Origin of the sequence: Thermus sp. CCB_US3_UF1 (assembly GCF_000236585.1) — a bacterium.
In the GTDB taxonomy this organism is placed as follows: Bacteria; Deinococcota; Deinococci; order Deinococcales; family Thermaceae; genus Thermus.
On record NC_017278.1, the window covers coordinates 2053528 to 2069780 of the forward strand.

Genomic DNA, 16253 nt, shown 5'->3' on the forward strand with positions numbered 1-16253 from the left:
CCCCGGGCAAGCCGGGGCCGCTTGCAAAGGCAAGCTAGAGCTTTTTCAGGGCCTGGGTGAGCTGGGTGAGGACGCCCTGGGCGTCCCCATAGAGCATGCGGGTGTTGTCGGCGTAGAAGAGCTCGTTTTCCACCCCGGCAAAGCCCTTGCCTTGGCCGCGCTTGATGACGATGACGTTCTTGGCCTTGTCCACGTCCAGGATGGGCATGCCGTAGAGGGGGCTTCCGGGGCGGCGGGCGGCGGGGTTCACCACGTCGTTGGCCCCGATTACCACGGCCACGTCCACGGTGGGGAACTCGGGGTTGATCTCCTCGAGGTCCTTCAGCTTGTCGTAATCCACCCCAGCCTCGGCCAGGAGGACGTTCATGTGCCCCGGCATCCGCCCGGCCACGGGGTGGATGGCGAACTTCACCTCCACCCCCCGGCTCTCCAGCAGGTCAGCCAGCTCCTTCACCTTGTGCTGGGCCTGGGAGAGGGCCATGCCGTAACCGGGGACGAAGACCACCTTGCCGGCGTAGGCCAGCATCACCGCCGCGTCCTCCACGTCAATGGGCTTGAGGCTCCCCTTGACCTCCCCCGCCTCCTGCTCCACGCCAAAGCCGCCCACCAAGACGCTCCAGACCGAGCGGTTCATGGCCTTGGCCATGAGCACGGTGAGCAGGGTACCCGCCGCCCCCACCAGGGTGCCCGCCACCATGAGGGCGGGGTTGCCCACGGCGAAGCCCTCAAAGCCCACGGCCATGCCGGTGAAGGCGTTGTAGAAGGAGATGGCCACGGGCATGTCCCCGCCGCCGATGGGCAGGGTCATGAGGATGCCGAAGAGGAGGGCCAGAAGGAAGAAAAGGGTGATGCTGAGGGTGGGGTCATTCCAGAGAAGGGAGAAGCCCAGGAGGACCGTTAGGGCCAGGACCAGGGCGTTCACCACCTTCTGCCCAGGGAAAAGGATGGGGCGGCTATTCATGATCCCCTGGAGCTTGGCGAAGGCGATGAGGCTCCCGGTGAAGGCCACGCTGCCGATGAGGCCGCCCAGGATGGCCAGGGCCATGAGCCCGGGGTTGTCAAAGGCCCCCTTGAAGAGCTCCACCGCGGCGATGGTGGCGGCGGCGCCGCCGCCCATGCCGTTGTAGATGGCCACCATCTGGGGCATGTCCGTCATGGCCACCTTGACCGCCGCCCACCAGGCCACCACCGAGCCCACCCCAAGGGCCAGGAGCATGAGGCCCAGGTTGTGCAGCTCCGGCCAGAAGAAGGTGGCCAGCACGGCCAACACCATGCCCCACCCTGCCCAGACGATGCCGCTTTTGGCGGTGGTGGGGTGGGCCATGCGCTTAAGCCCCACGATGAAGAGGATGGCCACCACGAAGTAGGCCGCCTGGATGAGGTCCATTAGGGACCACCCCCCTTGCCGGGCTTGCGCTCAAACATCTCCAGCATGCGCACCGTGACCGCGTACCCCCCGGCGGCGTTGGCCGCCCCCAGGATGACCCCCAGGAAGCCGATGGCCTTTTCCAGGCCGGTTTCCGCGTGGCCCAGAACCACCATGGCCCCCACCACCACCACCCCGTGGATGAAGTTGGACCCCGACATCAAGGGGGTGTGGAGGATCACGGGAACCCGGGTGATGAGCTCATAGCCCAAGAAGGCCGTGAGCACGAAGATGTAGAGCGCCGACCAGAAGCCAAACTCCATCACGCACCTCCCACGAGGGCCTTGGTGGGCCCGTGCAGGATCTCCCCGTCTTTCATCAGGAGCGCCCCCTTGACGATCTCGTCCTCCCACTTGGGGGCGAACTCGCCCTTTTCCACCAGCAAGGCCGAGAGGTTGAGGAGGTTTTTGGCGTACATCTCCGAGGCGTGCACGGAGAGTTCGCTGGGAAGGTTCAGGGGGCCGTAGATGCGCACCCCCCGGACCTCCACCACCTCCCCGGGCCGGGTGAGGACGCAGTTGCCCCCGCTCTCGGCGGCCAGGTCCACCACCACGGTCCCAGGCTTGAGCCGTTCCATCATGTCCTCGGTGAGGAGGATGGGGGCGCGGCGGCCCGGCACCTGGGCGGTGGTGATGAGCACGTCCATCCCCGCCACGTGCTCGCGCAGGGCCTCGTGCTGGATGCGCTTCTCCTCCTCGGTGAGCTCGCGGGCGTAACCCCCTTCTCCCTCGGCGCTGATGGGGAGCTCAATGGGCTTGGCCCCCAGGGACACCGCCTGCTCCACCGCCGCCTTGCGCACGTCGTAGGCGAAGACCTGGGCCCCCAGGCGCTTGGCGGTGGCGATGGCCATGAGCCCCGCCACGCCCACCCCCATCACCATCACCTTGGCGGGGCGGATGGTGCCCGCGGCGGTGGTGAGCATGGGGAAGAAACGGGGGGAAAGCCGGGCCGCATGGACCGCCGCCAGGTACCCCGCCACCGTGGCCTGGCTGGAAAGGGCGTCCATGCTCTGGGCCCGGGTGATGCGGGGGATGAGCTCCATGGCGATCACCGTGGCCCTCTTGGCGGCCAAGGCCCTCACCAGCTCGGGGTTTTTGTGGGCCTGGACGAAGCCCACCACGATGGCCCCGGGCTCCAAGGCCCCGATCAGGTCCTCGGGGGGAGGTTGGACGGTAAAGAGGAGGTTGGCCCCCTTTAGAAGCTCCCCTCGCTCCACCACCTCCGCCCCGGCCTCCGCGTAGGCCGCATCCGGGTGGTAGGCGCCTTCCCCGGCGCCCCGCTCCACCCGGACCCTGGCCCCCCCTTTGACCAGCCGGGCCACCACCTCGGGCACCAGGGCCACCCGTCTTTCCCCAGGGGCCCTTTCCTTAGGAACCGCGATGGTCACCATAGGACCTCCTTCCGCAGCAGTATACCAGCCTGGGTATGGGCATTTGCCCCACCCTGGGGCCGCTGACCCACTGGTCAGGAAGGGAAGGTTGTGGAAGAATGCCGCCATGCGGCCCTCTGGCCTGAAGATCGCCGGTGTCCTCCTCCTGGGCGTCCTGGCCATCAGCCTGGGCAGCATCCTGGTGCGCCTGAGCCTCGAGGCCGCCTCGGACCGGAGCCTGGCCTTCAGCCTGGTGATGAGCGCCGGGCGCATGGCCCTGGCCGCCCTCCTCCTGGCCCCGGGATGGCGGGCCCCCCTTAGGGCGCGGGCTGGGCTACCCTGGGCGGTGGCCGCGGGGGTGTTTCTGGCCCTCCACTTCGCCTTCTGGATCACTTCCCTCTCCTACACCTCGGTGGCGGCCAGCACCGCCTTGGTCACCACCAACCCCGTCTGGATCACCCTTTTCGGTTGGCTTTTCTTCGGGGAACGCCCTTCCGGGCTCACCCTCCTGGGGGTAGGGGTGGCCCTCCTAGGGGGGCTTACCATCGGCCTGGGGGATGCCCAAGGGGGTTCGGGCCCCAACCCCCTCCTGGGAGACCTCTTGGCCCTTCTAGGGGCCTTGGCCGCCTCCCTTTACTTCCTCCTGGGGCGGGAAGCGCAAAGGCGGGGGCTTTCCATCCTGGAATACGTCCGGGTGGCCTACACCGCCGCCGCCCTGGTCCTTCTCCCCCTCCCCTACCTCTTTGGGGGCGGGTACGGGGGGTACCCGTGGGCGGTCTACGGCTACCTCCTCCTCATGGCCCTCCTGCCCCAGCTGGTGGGGCATACCAGCTTCAACTGGGCCACCCGGCACATCCCCCCAGTCCTGGTGAGCCTGGCCATCCTCTTTGAGCCGGTGGGGGCCAGCCTCCTCGCCTTCCTCCTCTTCGGGGAGTTCCCCGGGGTCCGGGTCCTCCTGGGGGCCTTGGTCCTCCTCCTGGGGGTGGCCTTGGCGGTGGTGGGAGGGCGACGGTGAGCTACGTGGCCTTGGCTGCGTTGCTCTGGGGCCTGGGGGGGGCCCTGGCAGGGCGCTTCATGGAGGCCATCCCCCCGGGGGTCCTGATCCCCTTGCGCTTCCTCCTGAGCTTCCTCCTCCTCCTTCCCCTCCTCCTCCGCTTTCCCCCCAAGGGGGAAGGGCCCCGCCTCCTGGGGGTGGGCCTGGCCCTTTCCGGGGCCCAGGCCTTTTACTACCTGGCCATCCACGCCACCAGCGTGGCCACCGGCATCTTCCTCCAGTACCTGGCCCCCGCCCTCCTCACCCTCTACGCCCTTCTTCGCGGGGAGCGGCTTCCCGGGCGGGCCCTGGGGGGGGTGGCCCTGGCCCTCCTGGGGGCCTACGTGCTGGTGGTGGGGCCAGGGGGGCTTTCCGCTAGCCTCCTCGGGGTGGCCTACGGCCTCCTCTCTGCCCTTTCCTTTGCCCTTTACGCCCTCTTCTCCCACGGGCTCAAGACCCCGCCCCTGGTGAGCCTGGGGGTGGCCACGGGGGTGGGGAGCCTCCTCTCCCTTCCCGTCCTCCTGGCCCACCTGCCCCAGGTCCTGGCCCTCAGCCCCGGGGCCTGGGCGGCGGTGGCCTACGTGGTCACACTGGGCACGGTGGTGCCCTTTGGGCTTTTCCTCCTGGGGGTGCGCACGGTGCCGGCGCGGCAGGCCACCTTGGTGGCCATGCTGGAGCCGGTGGCGGGAGCCCTTTTTGCCTGGCCCCTGGCGGGGCAGGCCTTGCGCCTCGAGGCCCTGTTGGGCGGCGCCCTCATCCTCTTGGGCGTGGCCCTGAACCGGAGGTGATATGGCGGCACGGGTCTTTTTCCTCTTCACCCTAGGGTACTTCCTCTCCTACTTCTACCGCTCGGCCAACGCGGTGCTTTCCAAGGACCTTTCCCAGGAGCTGGGCCTGGGCCCGGCGGAGCTCGGCTTCATGACCAGCCTCTTCTACCTGGCCTTCGCCGCGGTGCAGCTCCCCCTGGGAGGGTTTTTGGACCGGGTGGGGCCGCGGGTCGTCACCCCTAGCCTCCTCCTGGTGGCCGCCTTGGGCAGCCTGGTCTTCGCCCTGGCCCCAAGCTTCCCCGTCTTGGCCCTGGGCCGGGCCCTGATCGGGGTGGGGATGGCCGCGGCCCTCATGGGCTCCCTGAAGGCCTTCAGCCTCTGGTTCCCCCAGGGCTACGCCACGGTTTCCACCCTCCTGGTGGGCTTAGGGGCCACGGGAGGGCTTCTCGCGGCCACCCCCTTGGCCCTCCTGAAGGAAGCCCTGGGCTGGCGCGGGGTCTTCCTCCTGGGAGCGGGGGTGGTGGTCCTGGTGGCCCTCCTCATCCACCTGGGGGTGCGCAACGCCCCGCCTGGGGTCCCGTGGCCCAGGGGCGGGGGTGGCGGGGGGCTGAGGGAGGTCCTGGGCAACCGCCGCCTCCTGCGGGTGGCCTTTTTGGGCCTGGCCTTTGGCGGAAGCTTTCTGGCCCTGCAGACCCTTTGGGTGGGGGCCTACGCCTACGCCCTGGGCCTGGGGGCGGTGGCGGTGGGCAACCTCCTCTTCCTCTACTCGGGGGGGGCGGTGTTGGGCTTTTTGGTCTCGGGCTACTTGGCGGACCGCTTCGGCACCCCCAGGGTGCTGGTCCTCTCCGCCCTCCTCTTCGCCTTGGGCCTTGGCCTCCTCCTCCTTAGGGCCCTCGTACCCGCCTACGCCCTCCTGGGCTTTTTTGGCGCCTTCAACATCCTCACCCTCACCCAAGCCCGAGAGCTGGTCCCCCCCCACCTGGTGGGCCGGGGCACCACCCTGGTCAACCTCTTCGCCATTGGGGGCACTTTCCTCTTGCAATGGGGGGTGGGGGTGGTGGTGGGCGCCCTGGGGTACGGGTGGGCCTTTGGGGGGCTCCTGGGACTCCTGGTATTGGCCCTGGCCCTTTACTGGCCGCTCTTTCGCAGGTAAGCGCGCGGCACCGTGGTAAAATCTTTCCATGCTAGCCCAGGTGCAAAGCTACGCCCTCTTCGGCCTGGACGCGGTTCCTGTCACCGTAGAGGTGGATGTCAGCCCTGGGCTTCCCAGCTACGCCCTGGTGGGCCTGCCGGACAAGGCGGTGGAGGAGAGCCGGGAGCGGGTGCGGGCGGCCCTGAAAAACGCCGGCTTCCCCTACCCCCAGGCCCGGGTGGTGGTGAACCTGGCCCCGGCGGAGCTCAAGAAGGAGGGGAGCCACTTTGACCTGGCCATCGCCCTGGGCCTCCTGGCGGCCCAAGGGGTGGTGCCCCTCGAGGCCCTTTCGGGGCTGGCGGTGGCCGGGGAGCTGGGCCTGGATGGCAGCCTCCGCCCGGTGCCCGGGGCGGTGAACCTGGCCCTGGGGGCCCTGGCCGAGGGGAGGAGGCTCCTCCTCCCCCTCCCGAGCGCCAAGGAGGCCGCCCTGGTGGAGGGGGTGGAGGCCCTGGGGGCGGAAAACCTGGCCCAGGCCGTGGCCCACCTGCGGGGGGAGGAGGCCCTAAGCCCCGCCCTGCCCGAGGCGGCCCTCGAGGCCCTGGAGGTCCTGGACCTCCGGGACGTGAAGGGCCAGGCCAAGGCCAAGCGGGCCCTGGAGATCGCCGCCGCCGGCTACCACCACCTCCTCCTGGTGGGCAGCCCCGGCTCGGGCAAGACCATGCTGGCCCGGCGGCTTCCCTTTCTCCTTCCGCCCCTCTCCCAGGAGGCGGCCCTGGAGGTGAGCCGCATCCACTCCGCTGCCGGGCGGGCCCTCAAGGGCCTTCCCCGCACCCCGCCCTTCCGCGCCCCCCACCACACGGTGAGCTACGCCGGCCTCATCGGGGGAGGGGCCATCCCCAAGCCAGGGGAGGTTTCCTTGGCCCACCGGGGGGTCCTCTTCCTGGACGAGTTCCCCGAGTTCAGCCGCGACGCCCTGGAGGCGCTGCGCCAGCCCCTGGAGGACGGGGTGGTCACCGTGGCCCGGGCCCGGGCCAGCCTCACCTTCCCCGCCCGCTTCCTCCTGGCGGCGGCCATGAACCCCTGCCCCTGCGGCTGGTACGGGGACCCGGAAAGGCCCTGCGCCTGCACCCCTTCCCTTCGCCAGCGCTACGCTGGCCGCATCTCCGGCCCCCTCCTGGACCGCTTCGACCTGGTGGTGGAGGTGCCCCGCCTGACCCCGGAAGAACTGGCCCGCGCCCCCGAAGGGGAGGGTACGGAACGGGTACGGGAAAGAGTTCTAAGGGCCCGGGAACGGATGCTGTTGCGCCAGGGCAAGCCCAACGGGGAGCTTACGGGAAAAGCCCTACGGGAGGCAGCCCGCCTCACCCCGGGGGCCGAGGCCCTCCTCCTTTCCGCCGCCAGGAAACTCCTCCTCTCCGCCCGGGCCCACGACCGCCTCCTCCGGGTGGCCCGCACGGTGGCCGACCTGGCCGGGGCCGAACGGGTGGAGGAGGCCCACGTGGCCGAGGCGCTGACGTACCGGCGGAGCCTCTATTAGGGGGACTACGCCCCCTCCCGCCGCAGAGCCCCAAGCCGCTTCGGGTGCAAGGGGCCAACGGCGAAGAGGTAAAAGGCCAGGAAGCCCAGGAGGCCGAGCCGCAGGAGCCAGGTAGGGTCCAGCCGCCCCAACGCCCCCGCCAGCCTTCCCCCCGCTGCCCCCGCCCCGTAGAGAAGGACCCGGACCGCCGCCAGGCCCTGGGCCAGGCCCTCCCGCTCCAGCAGCCAGCCCCGCAGGGCCCGCAGGTGGGCGCCCATGGCCCCCACAGCAAGCCCGTAGGCCGCCCCGCCCAGGAAGAGGAAGGGGAAGGGCAGCAGGATGGCGAGAAGCCCCAAAGCCGCAAGGGCCGGCCCGCCGAGGAGGGCCAGGGCCAGGGGCACCCGCCCCGCCCCGTAGCTCCCCAGGGTGTAGCCCAGGTCCGCCAGGGCGGAGAAGAGGCCGAAGAGGGCCTCCGGGGTGCCTGCCCGGAGGACCAAGAGGCCCAGGAGGGCGGTGGCCAGGGCGTGGGCCAGGGTGAAGAGGAGGGAGAGGAGGAGGCCCGCGGCCAGGAGGTAGGGAAGGGCGGGGTGGACCAGGAGGAGGGGGGGCCCGAGGAGGCTTCCGAGGAGCCCCCCCAGGTTCCAGGCGGCGTAGAGCCGGCCGGTGCGCTCCAGAAGCTCCCTCCCTCCCGCCCGGGCCAGGAGGGCGTCCCAGGCCACGGCGGAGAGGTCGGTGGCCACCATGAGGGGGTAGGCCAGGAGGACCAGGGGGGCTGCCTCCCGGGGCAGAAAGGGGTAGGGAAGCCAGAGGAGCCCCCGGAGGAGGCGGAGGTAGGGCAGGGCCCGCCCCGGGCCCCACCGGTCCAGGAAGGGGGCGAGGAGGAGAAGGGGCCCCAAGCTGAAGTAGCCTAGGGCGGCGAAGAGGCCTACCCAGAAGGCCTCCCCCGTCCTCGCCACCTCCAGGGCCAGGGCGCTGAAGCCCAGGCTTGCCCCTAGATCCCCCAGGAGCTCGGCCGGGAGGCTCCCCCTCACCGCCACCCCCTTCCCGCCAAGGGGCTCAGGGCCAGGAGGGCCCCACCGGCCAGGAGGAAGGGCAGGGACAGGGAAACCCCAGCCAGCCCCCCGCCCAAAAGGGGCCCCAGAGGGGCCAGGAGGCCCGTAAGGAAGAGGAACCCCCCAGCCACCCGGCCCCTGAGCTCGGGCGGGGCCTGGCTCAGGCGCACCGCCCCCGCCAGGGCGCCAAAAGCCGCGCTCCCTACCCCCAGGAGGAAGCAGCACCCCAGGAGGAGGGGCCAGGGGGGCAGGAGGGCCGCCCCCAGGAGGCCCAGGGCCGCGAGGAGGAGGGAGAGGCTTAGGGTCCTCCCCTCCCCCAGCCGGGCCAGGGCCACCCCCAGGAGGAGGCCCAGGTGGCCGAGGCACTCGCCCACCAGCAGAGCCTGTTCAATCCAGATTAGGGTAAGACAAGCGAGTTGTCTCTTGTTTTTGGAACACAAGCTTGTAGTAGCTTGTTTCTCGGTCAAAGTATAAAACATACGTACACTTGTACCCTAAGGCTGGTTGTCCGCCGTACCGAAAGTAGACTTCCAACAAGTATCGGCCCTGTAGTAAGCTCTCGGGTTTGGGGAGCGTGGAAAGATTTGGCACCTCAAGAGGTACCTCACTAACCTGACCGGGCATAACAACCAGGGGAAAATGTGATGGCCTTAGAAATCTCCTCCCTGCGCTTTCGCTACCAGGTTCGTTGACCTCTACAACCTCAATTCCATACTTAGCCAAGTTGGCAAACTGTATTCTCCACGGAGGATAGACAGTCCGAATAGACAAGGCTGGATTAGTTTCCGCATCAGTCAGTTTCTCCTGCAGTTCCTTCATGGCTCTGGTTGTCCTAGCCTGTTGCCATGCGGCAACTGAAAGAACGAGGGTAAATAAGAGCATTAGAAGGTCCCGTATGGCTTCAAAGACTCCCATGGGCTCATTTTGGGGGTCCGCACATCCATATAGCAAGAATCTCAAACGCTCGCACAAAAAAGCGAGCAAAGAGCCCTTCGGCGTAGAAGCAGTACCAAAAACAAGCTAATCCTAGGGCATCCTTTTACTCCCCCAGGACCAAGGCGTGGTAGAGGTCAAAGACCAGGAGAAACCCTCCCTGAAGCCCCACCGCCCAGCCCGCCCCCTGGAGCCGGGGGTCGGGGCGGGTGGCAAGCCAAATCCCCCCGGCGATATAGAGAAGGTCCAAAGCGGCATTTAGGTAGAGGATGTCCCGGAGCTCTGCCCGGCTGGGCTCGGGGGAAAGGAGGCCCACCAGGGCGACGGCGGAGTTGACGGAGGTCCAGAGGGCATTGGTGAGCCAGAAGCTCCGCCCCTTAGGGTCCTCGCTCAGGATCCCCCCTAGGGCCCCGGCCAAGCTCCAGGGGACGCTCCAGAGGAGAAGCCTCGCGGAAAGGGAAAACCCCGAGTACCCTTCCGGTAGGGGTCCAAGGAGGAGGCGCTCCAGAGGGGGCCTCTCCCCGACCCCAGGCCCCTGGGCCAGGGCCGCCCCCCCAAGGGCCAGGGCCAGCAGGAGTCCCAGGACCCGTACCATGCCCCAAGCATCCCACCTGGGCCCGGCGGGAAAGCTTCCCGGGGGCACACTACCCCCCGGATTGGGCCCTAAGCCAGGGGACCAGGGCCTCCGCCGCCACCAGGTTGGTGGCCAAGGGCACCCCGTGGACGTTGCACACGCGCATCAGGGCCTGGACGTCGGGCTCGTGGGGCTTGGGGGTGAGGGGGTCTTGGAAGAAGAGGACGCAGAGGACCAGGCCCTCCGCCACCCGGGCCCCGATCTGCTGGTCCCCTCCCAAGGGGCCGGAGAGGACCCGCTCCACCTCCAGCCCCGTGGCCTCGGCGATGCGCTTCCCCGTGGTGCCCGTGGCCAGGAGGGGAAAGCGGGCCAGGAGGTCCCGGTGGCGGCGGCAGAAGGCCACCATCTCCTCCTTCTTGGCGTCGTGGGCGATGAGGGCCAGGAACCTCATGGGAGCATTGTAAGCTTGGGGCATGGACTACGCGCCCCACCTGCCTTTCCTGGAAAGGCTCCTCATGGCCGCGGGCCCCTCGGGGTTTGAGGGGGAGGCCACCCGGGTCTTCCTGGAGGAGGCCAAGACCTTCGCCCTTACCGAAGAGGACCGGCACGGCAACGCCTACGCCCGGCTGAACCCCGGAGGCAGGCCCAAGGTCCTCCTCCTGGGGCACGCGGACGAGATCGGGGTCATCGTGAGCCACGTGGAGGAAGGAGGCTTCCTGCGCCTCAAGCCCCTGGGGGGCTGGGACCCGCAGGTCCTGGTGGGGCAGCGCCTCCGCTTCCTGGGCAAGGGGGGGCCGGTTTACGGGGTGGTGGGCCGGAAGGCGGTCCACGTGCTCAAGGAGGAGGAGCGCAAACGGGCCGTGGCCCTGGAGGACCTCTTCGCCGACATCGGGGCCAGGGACCGCGAGGAGGCCCTGGCCCACCTCGAGGTGGGCTCGGTGGGCGTCCTGGACCAGCCGCCCCGCTGGCTCCTGGGGAGGAGGCTCGCCTCCAAGGCCCTGGACAACCGCCTGGGGGCCTTCGTGGTCCTGGAGGCCCTCCGCCTCCTCCAGGGGCGCACGGGGGCTGAGGTGGTGGCGGTGGCCACGGTGCAGGAGGAGATCGGAGCCTACGGGGCCAGGACCGCGGCCTTCCGCGAGGCCCCGGACCTGGCCCTGGTGGTGGACGTCCACCACGACGGCACCACCCCCGGGATGGAGAAGGCCCGGGTGGGGGAGGCGGCCCTGGGCCAAGGGGTGGTGCTGGACGTGGGGCCCTTCGCCGACCGGGAGGTCCTGAAGGGCCTTAGGGCCGTGGCCGAGGAGGCGGGCATCCCCTATGTCCTCCACGCCCACGGGCCCTCTTCCGGCACCGACGCCGACGAGGTGGCCAAGGTGCGGGAGGGGATCCCCACGGGCATCCTCTCCCTCCCCTTGCGCTACATGCACTCCCCGGTGGAGGTGGTGGACCTGGCCGACGTGGAGCGGGCCGTCCGCCTTCTGGCCCTCTACGTGGCCCGCCTCTAGGGGGAAGCCATGGGCGAGCTCACCTTCAAGCAGGCCCAAAGGGAGGTGGACGCCTGGATCTCCGGGTTCCAGGAGGGCTACTTCCCTCCCCTCCTGATGCTGGCCCGCCTGGCGGAGGAGCTCGGGGAGGTGGCCCGGGTCCTGGCCCACCGCCACGGCAAGCGGCCCAAGCCGGGGGAGGAGGAAGGGGATCTGGCCGAGGAACTGGCCGACCTCCTCTTTGTCCTCATCTCCCTGGCCAACCGGGAAGGGATTGACCTAGAGGAGGCCTTCCGCAAGGCCATGGCCAAGTACCGGGCCCGGGACGAAAAGCGGTGGACGAAAAAGGAATGAAGCCCGTTCTCCACACCATTACCCCATGGACCCCGCGGGCTTGGCCGGGGAGCTGAATGGCCCTTCTGGTCTGAGGCCACGTCCAGGACCGCTACCGGGAAATCCAACCCGAGGGCAACCGCCCTCTCTCCTTCACGGAGAGCCGAGCCTTCTTGCTTTGCCGGGGAAATCCTCCCCACCCCAGGGCATACCGACCCTACTCCTGGACGACGGCCGTGCCTTCGCCGGGGACCTGCCCCCGGAAGGGGGGGCTGGGACAGCCCTGGTGTCTTGGAAAGCTGGGCCCTCCTGCGGGCCAAGGGAGGTCGGCTCGTCCATCCGGGGCACGGACCGGTGTCCCCCCTAGAATAGGACCATGGACAGCCCCCTGTTGCAGGCCCAGGGCCTACGCAAGCGCTTCGGTGCCCTCGAGGCCGTCCGGGGCGTAAGCCTTGAACTGCGCCCCGGGGAGGTGCTGGCCTTCCTGGGCAAAAACGGGGCGGGCAAGACCACCACGGTGAAGATGCTGGCGGGGCTCCTCCTCCCCGATGGGGGTAGGGTGCACCTCCTGGGAAAGGACCCCTTCCAGGACCCCTGGGCCCTGAGGCACCTGGGAGCGGTGCTGGAGGGCAACCGCAACGTCTACTGGCGCCTGAGCCCCCTGGAGAACCTGGTCTACTTCGGCGTGGCCCGGGGGCTCCGGCTTGGGGCGGCGAGGAAGCGGGCCCTGGCCCTTTTGCAGGAGTACGACCTCCTGGAAAAGGCCCACACCGAGGTGCGCCACCTCTCCCGGGGGATGCAACAGAAGCTGGCCTTCCTCCAGGCCCTGGTCCACGACCCCGAGGTCCTCCTTCTGGACGAGCCCACCCTGGGCCTAGACGTGGAAACCGCCCTCCTCGTTCAGGGCAAAATCCGCAAGCTGGCCCAAGGGGGCAAGGCCATCCTCCTCACCACCCACCAGCTGGAGGTGGCCGAGGCCCTGGCCGACCGGGTGGCCATCATCCACCGGGGAGAGGTGATCCTGGAGGAGGAGAAGGAAAGGCTCCTCGCCCGTTTTGCCGGGGACCACTACGTGCTGGAGCTGGAGGGCCCCGCGCCCCGGGAGGTCCTGGCCCGCCTCCGGGCCTTGGGGGTGGAGGGGGAGGGGCCCTTCCTTTTCCGGGGAAACGGGGAGGCCCTTTGGCGGGTCCTGGAGGCCCTAAAGCCCCTGCCCCTCAGGCGGGTGGCCAAGGCCGAAGTGGATCTCCTGGAGGTCTTCTTGAAGGTGGTGGGCCATGCTTGACCTCTTCCTGGTGGAGTTCTGGCGGAGCCTGCTCTACCTGCGCCGCTACCCCCTGGAGCTTCTGGGGGCGGTGGTCACCCTGAGCCTCCTCTTCTACCTCCTCTTCCTGGGGGCCCGCTTCCTGGCGGGGCCGGGGGCGGAGTTCGGTGGGCGGCTGGAGGCTGTCCTGGTGGGGTATTTGCTTTGGACCTTCACCCTTTCCGCCTACAACGGCCTCTCCTTCGGCCTCATGGAGGAGGCCCAGACGGGCACCCTGGAACAGGTCTTCCTCACGCCCCATGGCCCCATCCCCCTCTTCCTGGTGCGCAACCTGGCGGGCCTCCTCAGCCAGGGGCTCCTGGTCTTCCTCATCGCCTTGGTGCTCATGGCCCTCACCGGGGCCAGGCTCTCCTTCGCCCCCGGGGTGCTCCTCCCCTTCCTGGCGGTCCTCCTGGGGGGGTACGGCCTGGGCTTCGCCATGGGAAGCCTGGCCCTCCTTTACAAGCGGATCGGCCAGCTCCTGGGGCTTTCCCAGTTTCTCCTCCTCTTCCTCCTTCAGGCCCCGGGGAAAGGGGCCTTCCTCCTCCTGCCCCTGGCTCCAGGGGCGGCCCTGGCCCGGGAGATGCTGGCCCAGGGAAGCCCCTTGGACCCCATGGCCCTGGGCCTAGCCTTTCTGAACGGCTTCCTTTACCTGGGGCTCGGGCTTTTCCTCTTCGGGCGGGCGGTGAGGCGGGCCAAGGCCCGGGGGCTCCTCCATGGCTACTAGGGCCCTCCTCCTGGCCCTGGGGCCGGCCAGCGCCCTGGGCCTGGGCCGCTTCGCCTACGCCCTGGTCCTCCCCCTGATGCAGGGGGCCTGGGGGCTTTCCTACGCCCAGGGCGGCCTTTTGGGAAGCGCCAACACCCTGGGCTACCTCCTGGGGGCCCTCCTGAGCCACCACCTCCTGGGGCGGATGGGGTACCGGAGGGGGTTTTTCCTGGCCCTCCTCCTGCAAGGGCCCTTGCTGGCCCTCACCGGGGTCAACGGGTACGGCCTGGCCTTTGCCCTCAGGCTCCTGCAGGGGCTTCTTGGGGCCCTGGTCTTCGTGGGCGGGGCGGCCCTCCTCATGGCCCTGGGGGGTTCGGGCCGGGCCCTGGGGGCCTACTACGGGGGGGTGGGCCTGGGCCTCCTCCTCGCCCCTTGGGTCCTGGTGGGGGCCGAGGGCCCGGAAGCGGCCTGGGGACGGCTTGGCCTCCTGGCCTTCCTCCTGGGCCTCTTCGTCCTCCCCGCCCGCCCTGGGCTCCGGGAACCCCCGCCCCCCGCCCAGGGGGAAGGGGGCCTGGGCCCCATCCTGCCCCTCCTCCTGGCCTATGGCCTCTACGGGGCAGGGTACATCGGCTACATGACCTTCGTGACCAGCGCGGTGGGGAACTGGCCCCTCCTCTTCACCCTCCTGGGCCTGGGGGCCCTCCTCACCGGGGTCCTCTGGGGGCCATGGGTGGAACGGGTGGGGGGAAGGCGGGGGCTTTTCCACGTGCTCCTGGTGCTCTTCCTGGGGAGCCTACCCCCCCTGGCCCAGGGCCTGCCCCCCGCAAGCGCCTTCCTCTTTGGCCTTTCCTTTCTGGGGGTGATCACCGCCCTCACCCAGGCCTTCCGCGCCCTTCTGCCCCCCTCGGCCTGGCCTCGAGCCATGGGGCTTTCCACCGCCGCCTTCGCCCTGGGCCAGGCGGTGGGGCCCACCCTGGCCGGCCTGGCCGCCGAGGCGGTGGGCCGGGGGGAGGGGGCGCTCTGGGCAGCCTCCAGCCTCCTGGCCCTGGCCCTCCTCCCCCTAGGGCCCCGTCACAGGGCGTAAAGGGCCCGGTACTTCCCCTCCAGGTAGGCCAGGAAGGGCCCGGCGCTGGGGGGGGCTCCGGTCACCCGTTCCACCAGGGCCTTGGGGCGGAAGCGGCTCCCCTCGGCGTGGATCTTCCTCCGGGTCCAGTCCAAAAAGGGGCGGAACTCCCCAAGGCGGAAGAGGCCCTCCAGGTCCCCAAGCTCCTCCTCCGCCTTGGCGAAGAACTGGGCGGCGTAGAGGTTCCCCAGGGTGTAGGTGGGGAAGTAGCCGAAAAGCCCCCCCGACCAGTGCACGTCCTGCATCACCCCGTCCTTGTAGTCCCTGGGGGCCACCCCCAGGTAGGCCCGGTACTTCTCCGCCCAGGCCCCGGGCAGGTCCTCCAGGGAAAGCTCTCCCCGGAAGAGGGCAAGCTCCAGCTCCAGGCGCACCAGGATGTGCAGGTTGTAGGTGACCTCGTCCGCCTCCACCCGGATCAGGGAGGGGGCCACGGCGTTCACGGCGAAGTGGAAGTCCTCGAGGCCCACCCCCTCCAGGCTTGGGAAATGGGCCTGGGCCCGGGGGAAGAAGCGCTCCCAAAAGCCCAAGGAGCGGCCCACCAGGTTCTCCCAGGTACGGCTTTGCGACTCGTGCACCCCCAGGGAGACCGCCTCCCCCCGGGGGGTCCCCCAGTGCTCCGGGGGCAGGCCCTGCTCGTAGAGGGCGTGGCCCATCTCGTGCAGGGTGCCGAAGATGCCGGCGTTGAAGAAGTCCTGGAAGTAGCGGGTGGTGATGCGCACGTCCCCAGGGCCGATGGAGATCTCAAAGGGGTGGGCGGTGGGGTCCAGGCGGCCCGCCTCGAGGTCGTAGCCACAGGCCTGCAAAAGTTCCAGGGCGAAGGCCCGCTGGGCCTCCTTGGGGTAGGAACGGTGGAGGAGGGTGGTATCGGGCCGCTTGGGGCTCCCTAGGATGCGGTCCAAAAGCCCGGCAAGACCCTGGCGCAGCTGGGCAAAAAGGAGCAGGAGCTCCGCCGCCCGCATCCCCGGCTCGTACCCCTCCAGAAGGGCGTCGTAGGGCTCCCCATACGGGGGGTCCCCCTGGGGCACCGGGAGGGCGTAGAGGATCTCCGCCTTCTCCCGGGTGAGGGAGAAGACCCGCTTCAGGTAGGGCAGGAAGCCCTGCCAGTCGTCCTTGGGCCGGGCTTCCTCCCAGTAGCTCTCGCTTTCGCTCTCCGCCTCCGCCAGCTCCACCGCTAGGCGCTCGGGGATGGCCCGGGCCCGCTCGTAGGCCTGCCGCCACTCCCGCACGTTGACCGCGGCATCGGAAAAGGGGTCTTGCACCAGGTGCGAACCCTCCACCCGCTCCAGCCACTCCCCGATCCGGGGATCGGTCATGCGCCCGTGCAGGAGCTTGGCCAGGGCAGCCATCTGCTTGGCCCGGTGGGCGTGCCCTTTTTTGGGGATCATGGTGCGCTGGTCCCAGGCGGCCAAGGCTCCCAGGGAGGCCAGGTAGGCGGTTTCCCGTTGGAACTCCAGGAGGTTTTGGTAAGCGGCTTCCGGCGTCACGGGGGCATCATACCCCTTTCC

Annotated in this window: 18 protein-coding genes; 9 read left to right on the forward strand and 9 right to left on the reverse strand. The window is 69.5% G+C overall.

The features are described from left to right. Positions 1-34 precede the first annotated feature (34 nt). The 3 genes from TCCBUS3UF1_RS10280 to TCCBUS3UF1_RS10290 are packed head-to-tail and all read right to left on the reverse strand — an operon-like array spanning position 35 to position 2816. A complete protein-coding gene (locus tag TCCBUS3UF1_RS10280) occupies positions 35-1387 on the reverse strand; it encodes an NAD(P)(+) transhydrogenase (Re/Si-specific) subunit beta (protein ID WP_014516444.1) in 1353 nt (450 codons plus the stop codon). Continuing rightward, on the reverse strand, positions 1387-1689 hold the full coding sequence (locus TCCBUS3UF1_RS10285; protein WP_014516445.1) for a proton-translocating transhydrogenase family protein: 303 nt from the start codon (positions 1687-1689) through the stop codon (positions 1387-1389). Before TCCBUS3UF1_RS10285 ends, TCCBUS3UF1_RS10280 begins: the two co-directional genes overlap by 1 nt. Beyond that, positions 1689-2816 (reverse strand): NAD(P) transhydrogenase subunit alpha, encoded by a 1128-nt coding sequence (locus tag TCCBUS3UF1_RS10290; protein ID WP_014516446.1) that lies wholly within the window; start codon positions 2814-2816, stop codon positions 1689-1691. The genes TCCBUS3UF1_RS10285 and TCCBUS3UF1_RS10290 overlap by 1 nt, the downstream gene beginning before the upstream one ends. A gap of 106 nt (positions 2817-2922) precedes the next feature. On the opposite strand from TCCBUS3UF1_RS10290, the gene TCCBUS3UF1_RS10295 reads away from it, so the two are divergent. From TCCBUS3UF1_RS10295 to TCCBUS3UF1_RS10310, 4 genes are read left to right on the forward strand one after another with little or no spacing between them, the layout of a single operon-like run. Then, entirely contained in the window at positions 2923-3810 is an 888-nt protein-coding gene (locus TCCBUS3UF1_RS10295) for a DMT family transporter (RefSeq protein WP_014516447.1), read from the forward strand. Then, positions 3807-4616, forward strand: a complete 810-nt coding sequence (locus TCCBUS3UF1_RS10300) for an EamA family transporter (RefSeq protein WP_014516448.1) — start codon at positions 3807-3809, stop codon at positions 4614-4616. Before TCCBUS3UF1_RS10295 ends, TCCBUS3UF1_RS10300 begins: the two co-directional genes overlap by 4 nt. A 1-nt stretch (position 4617) precedes the next feature. Next, a complete protein-coding gene (locus TCCBUS3UF1_RS10305) occupies positions 4618-5748 on the forward strand; it encodes a nitrate/nitrite transporter (RefSeq protein ID WP_014516449.1) in 1131 nt (376 codons plus the stop codon). Between the two features lie 28 nt (positions 5749-5776). Then, entirely contained in the window at positions 5777-7264 is a 1488-nt protein-coding gene (locus TCCBUS3UF1_RS10310; protein ID WP_014516450.1) for a YifB family Mg chelatase-like AAA ATPase, read from the forward strand. Positions 7265-7269: 5 nt separating this feature from the next. On the opposite strand, the gene TCCBUS3UF1_RS11835 is transcribed toward TCCBUS3UF1_RS10310, so the two are convergent. From TCCBUS3UF1_RS11835 to mgsA, 5 genes are all read right to left on the reverse strand, one after another. Then, positions 7270-8274, reverse strand: coding sequence for a hypothetical protein (locus TCCBUS3UF1_RS11835; protein ID WP_014516451.1), 1005 nt, complete (start codon positions 8272-8274; stop codon positions 7270-7272). Then, positions 8271-8669 carry an MFS transporter gene (locus tag TCCBUS3UF1_RS10320; RefSeq protein ID WP_014516452.1) on the reverse strand — a complete coding sequence of 133 codons (399 nt, stop codon included), beginning with the start codon at positions 8667-8669 and terminating at the stop codon, positions 8271-8273. The genes TCCBUS3UF1_RS11835 and TCCBUS3UF1_RS10320 overlap by 4 nt, the downstream gene beginning before the upstream one ends. A 13-nt stretch (positions 8670-8682) precedes the next feature. Further along, a complete protein-coding gene (locus TCCBUS3UF1_RS11910) occupies positions 8683-9210 on the reverse strand; it encodes a hypothetical protein (protein WP_196793741.1) in 528 nt (175 codons plus the stop codon). A 124-nt stretch (positions 9211-9334) separates the two neighbouring features. After that, entirely contained in the window at positions 9335-9823 is a 489-nt protein-coding gene (locus TCCBUS3UF1_RS10325) for a hypothetical protein (RefSeq protein WP_041434047.1), read from the reverse strand. A 49-nt stretch (positions 9824-9872) separates the two neighbouring features. After that, positions 9873-10253, reverse strand: a complete 381-nt coding sequence (gene mgsA, locus TCCBUS3UF1_RS10330) for a methylglyoxal synthase (protein WP_041433891.1) — start codon at positions 10251-10253, stop codon at positions 9873-9875. Positions 10254-10275: 22 nt separating this feature from the next. Between mgsA and TCCBUS3UF1_RS10335 the strand changes: the two genes are divergently transcribed. The 5 genes from TCCBUS3UF1_RS10335 (at position 10276) to TCCBUS3UF1_RS10355 (ending at position 14709) form a co-directional block, all read left to right on the forward strand. Then, complete coding sequence (locus TCCBUS3UF1_RS10335) at positions 10276-11307, forward strand: M42 family metallopeptidase (protein WP_014516455.1); 1032 nt, start codon at positions 10276-10278, stop codon at positions 11305-11307. A gap of 9 nt (positions 11308-11316) precedes the next feature. Further along, positions 11317-11640 (forward strand): nucleotide pyrophosphohydrolase, encoded by a 324-nt coding sequence (locus tag TCCBUS3UF1_RS10340; protein WP_014516456.1) that lies wholly within the window; start codon positions 11317-11319, stop codon positions 11638-11640. A gap of 355 nt (positions 11641-11995) precedes the next feature. After that, positions 11996-12901, forward strand: a complete 906-nt coding sequence (locus TCCBUS3UF1_RS10345) for an ABC transporter ATP-binding protein (RefSeq protein ID WP_014516457.1) — start codon at positions 11996-11998, stop codon at positions 12899-12901. Continuing rightward, positions 12894-13646, forward strand: a complete 753-nt coding sequence (locus tag TCCBUS3UF1_RS12390) for a hypothetical protein (RefSeq protein ID WP_014516458.1) — start codon at positions 12894-12896, stop codon at positions 13644-13646. Before TCCBUS3UF1_RS10345 ends, TCCBUS3UF1_RS12390 begins: the two co-directional genes overlap by 8 nt. Then, the gene (locus TCCBUS3UF1_RS10355; RefSeq protein ID WP_014516459.1) at positions 13636-14709 is read left to right on the forward strand and encodes a YbfB/YjiJ family MFS transporter; all 1074 of its coding nucleotides are present in this window, start codon (positions 13636-13638) and stop codon (positions 14707-14709) included. The genes TCCBUS3UF1_RS12390 and TCCBUS3UF1_RS10355 overlap by 11 nt, the downstream gene beginning before the upstream one ends. Here the strand turns inward: TCCBUS3UF1_RS10355 and TCCBUS3UF1_RS10360 are convergent. Beyond that, entirely contained in the window at positions 14697-16232 is a 1536-nt protein-coding gene (locus TCCBUS3UF1_RS10360; RefSeq protein ID WP_014516460.1) for a carboxypeptidase M32, read from the reverse strand. The genes TCCBUS3UF1_RS10355 and TCCBUS3UF1_RS10360 overlap by 13 nt on opposite strands. Positions 16233-16253: the final 21 nt, after the last annotated feature.

Excerpts from the sequence above, each read along its gene's own strand:
- TCCBUS3UF1_RS10280 (WP_014516444.1), bottom strand. The coding sequence starts at position 1,387 with ATGGACCTCATCCAGGCGGCCTACTTCGTGGTGGCCATCCTCTTCATC.
- TCCBUS3UF1_RS10285 (WP_014516445.1), bottom strand. The coding sequence starts at position 1,689 with ATGGAGTTTGGCTTCTGGTCGGCGCTCTACATCTTCGTGCTCACGGCC.
- TCCBUS3UF1_RS10290 (WP_014516446.1), bottom strand. The coding sequence starts at position 2,816 with ATGGTGACCATCGCGGTTCCTAAGGAAAGGGCCCCTGGGGAAAGACGG.
- TCCBUS3UF1_RS10295 (WP_014516447.1), top strand. The coding sequence starts at position 2,923 with ATGCGGCCCTCTGGCCTGAAGATCGCCGGTGTCCTCCTCCTGGGCGTC.
- TCCBUS3UF1_RS10305 (WP_014516449.1), top strand. The coding sequence starts at position 4,618 with ATGGCGGCACGGGTCTTTTTCCTCTTCACCCTAGGGTACTTCCTCTCC.
- TCCBUS3UF1_RS10310 (WP_014516450.1), top strand. The coding sequence starts at position 5,777 with ATGCTAGCCCAGGTGCAAAGCTACGCCCTCTTCGGCCTGGACGCGGTT.
- TCCBUS3UF1_RS11910 (WP_196793741.1), bottom strand. The coding sequence starts at position 9,210 with ATGGGAGTCTTTGAAGCCATACGGGACCTTCTAATGCTCTTATTTACC.
- TCCBUS3UF1_RS10325 (WP_041434047.1), bottom strand. The coding sequence starts at position 9,823 with ATGGTACGGGTCCTGGGACTCCTGCTGGCCCTGGCCCTTGGGGGGGCG.
- mgsA (WP_041433891.1), bottom strand. The coding sequence starts at position 10,253 with ATGAGGTTCCTGGCCCTCATCGCCCACGACGCCAAGAAGGAGGAGATG.
- TCCBUS3UF1_RS10335 (WP_014516455.1), top strand. The coding sequence starts at position 10,276 with ATGGACTACGCGCCCCACCTGCCTTTCCTGGAAAGGCTCCTCATGGCC.
- TCCBUS3UF1_RS10340 (WP_014516456.1), top strand. The coding sequence starts at position 11,317 with ATGGGCGAGCTCACCTTCAAGCAGGCCCAAAGGGAGGTGGACGCCTGG.
- TCCBUS3UF1_RS10345 (WP_014516457.1), top strand. The coding sequence starts at position 11,996 with ATGGACAGCCCCCTGTTGCAGGCCCAGGGCCTACGCAAGCGCTTCGGT.
- TCCBUS3UF1_RS12390 (WP_014516458.1), top strand. The coding sequence starts at position 12,894 with ATGCTTGACCTCTTCCTGGTGGAGTTCTGGCGGAGCCTGCTCTACCTG.
- TCCBUS3UF1_RS10355 (WP_014516459.1), top strand. The coding sequence starts at position 13,636 with ATGGCTACTAGGGCCCTCCTCCTGGCCCTGGGGCCGGCCAGCGCCCTG.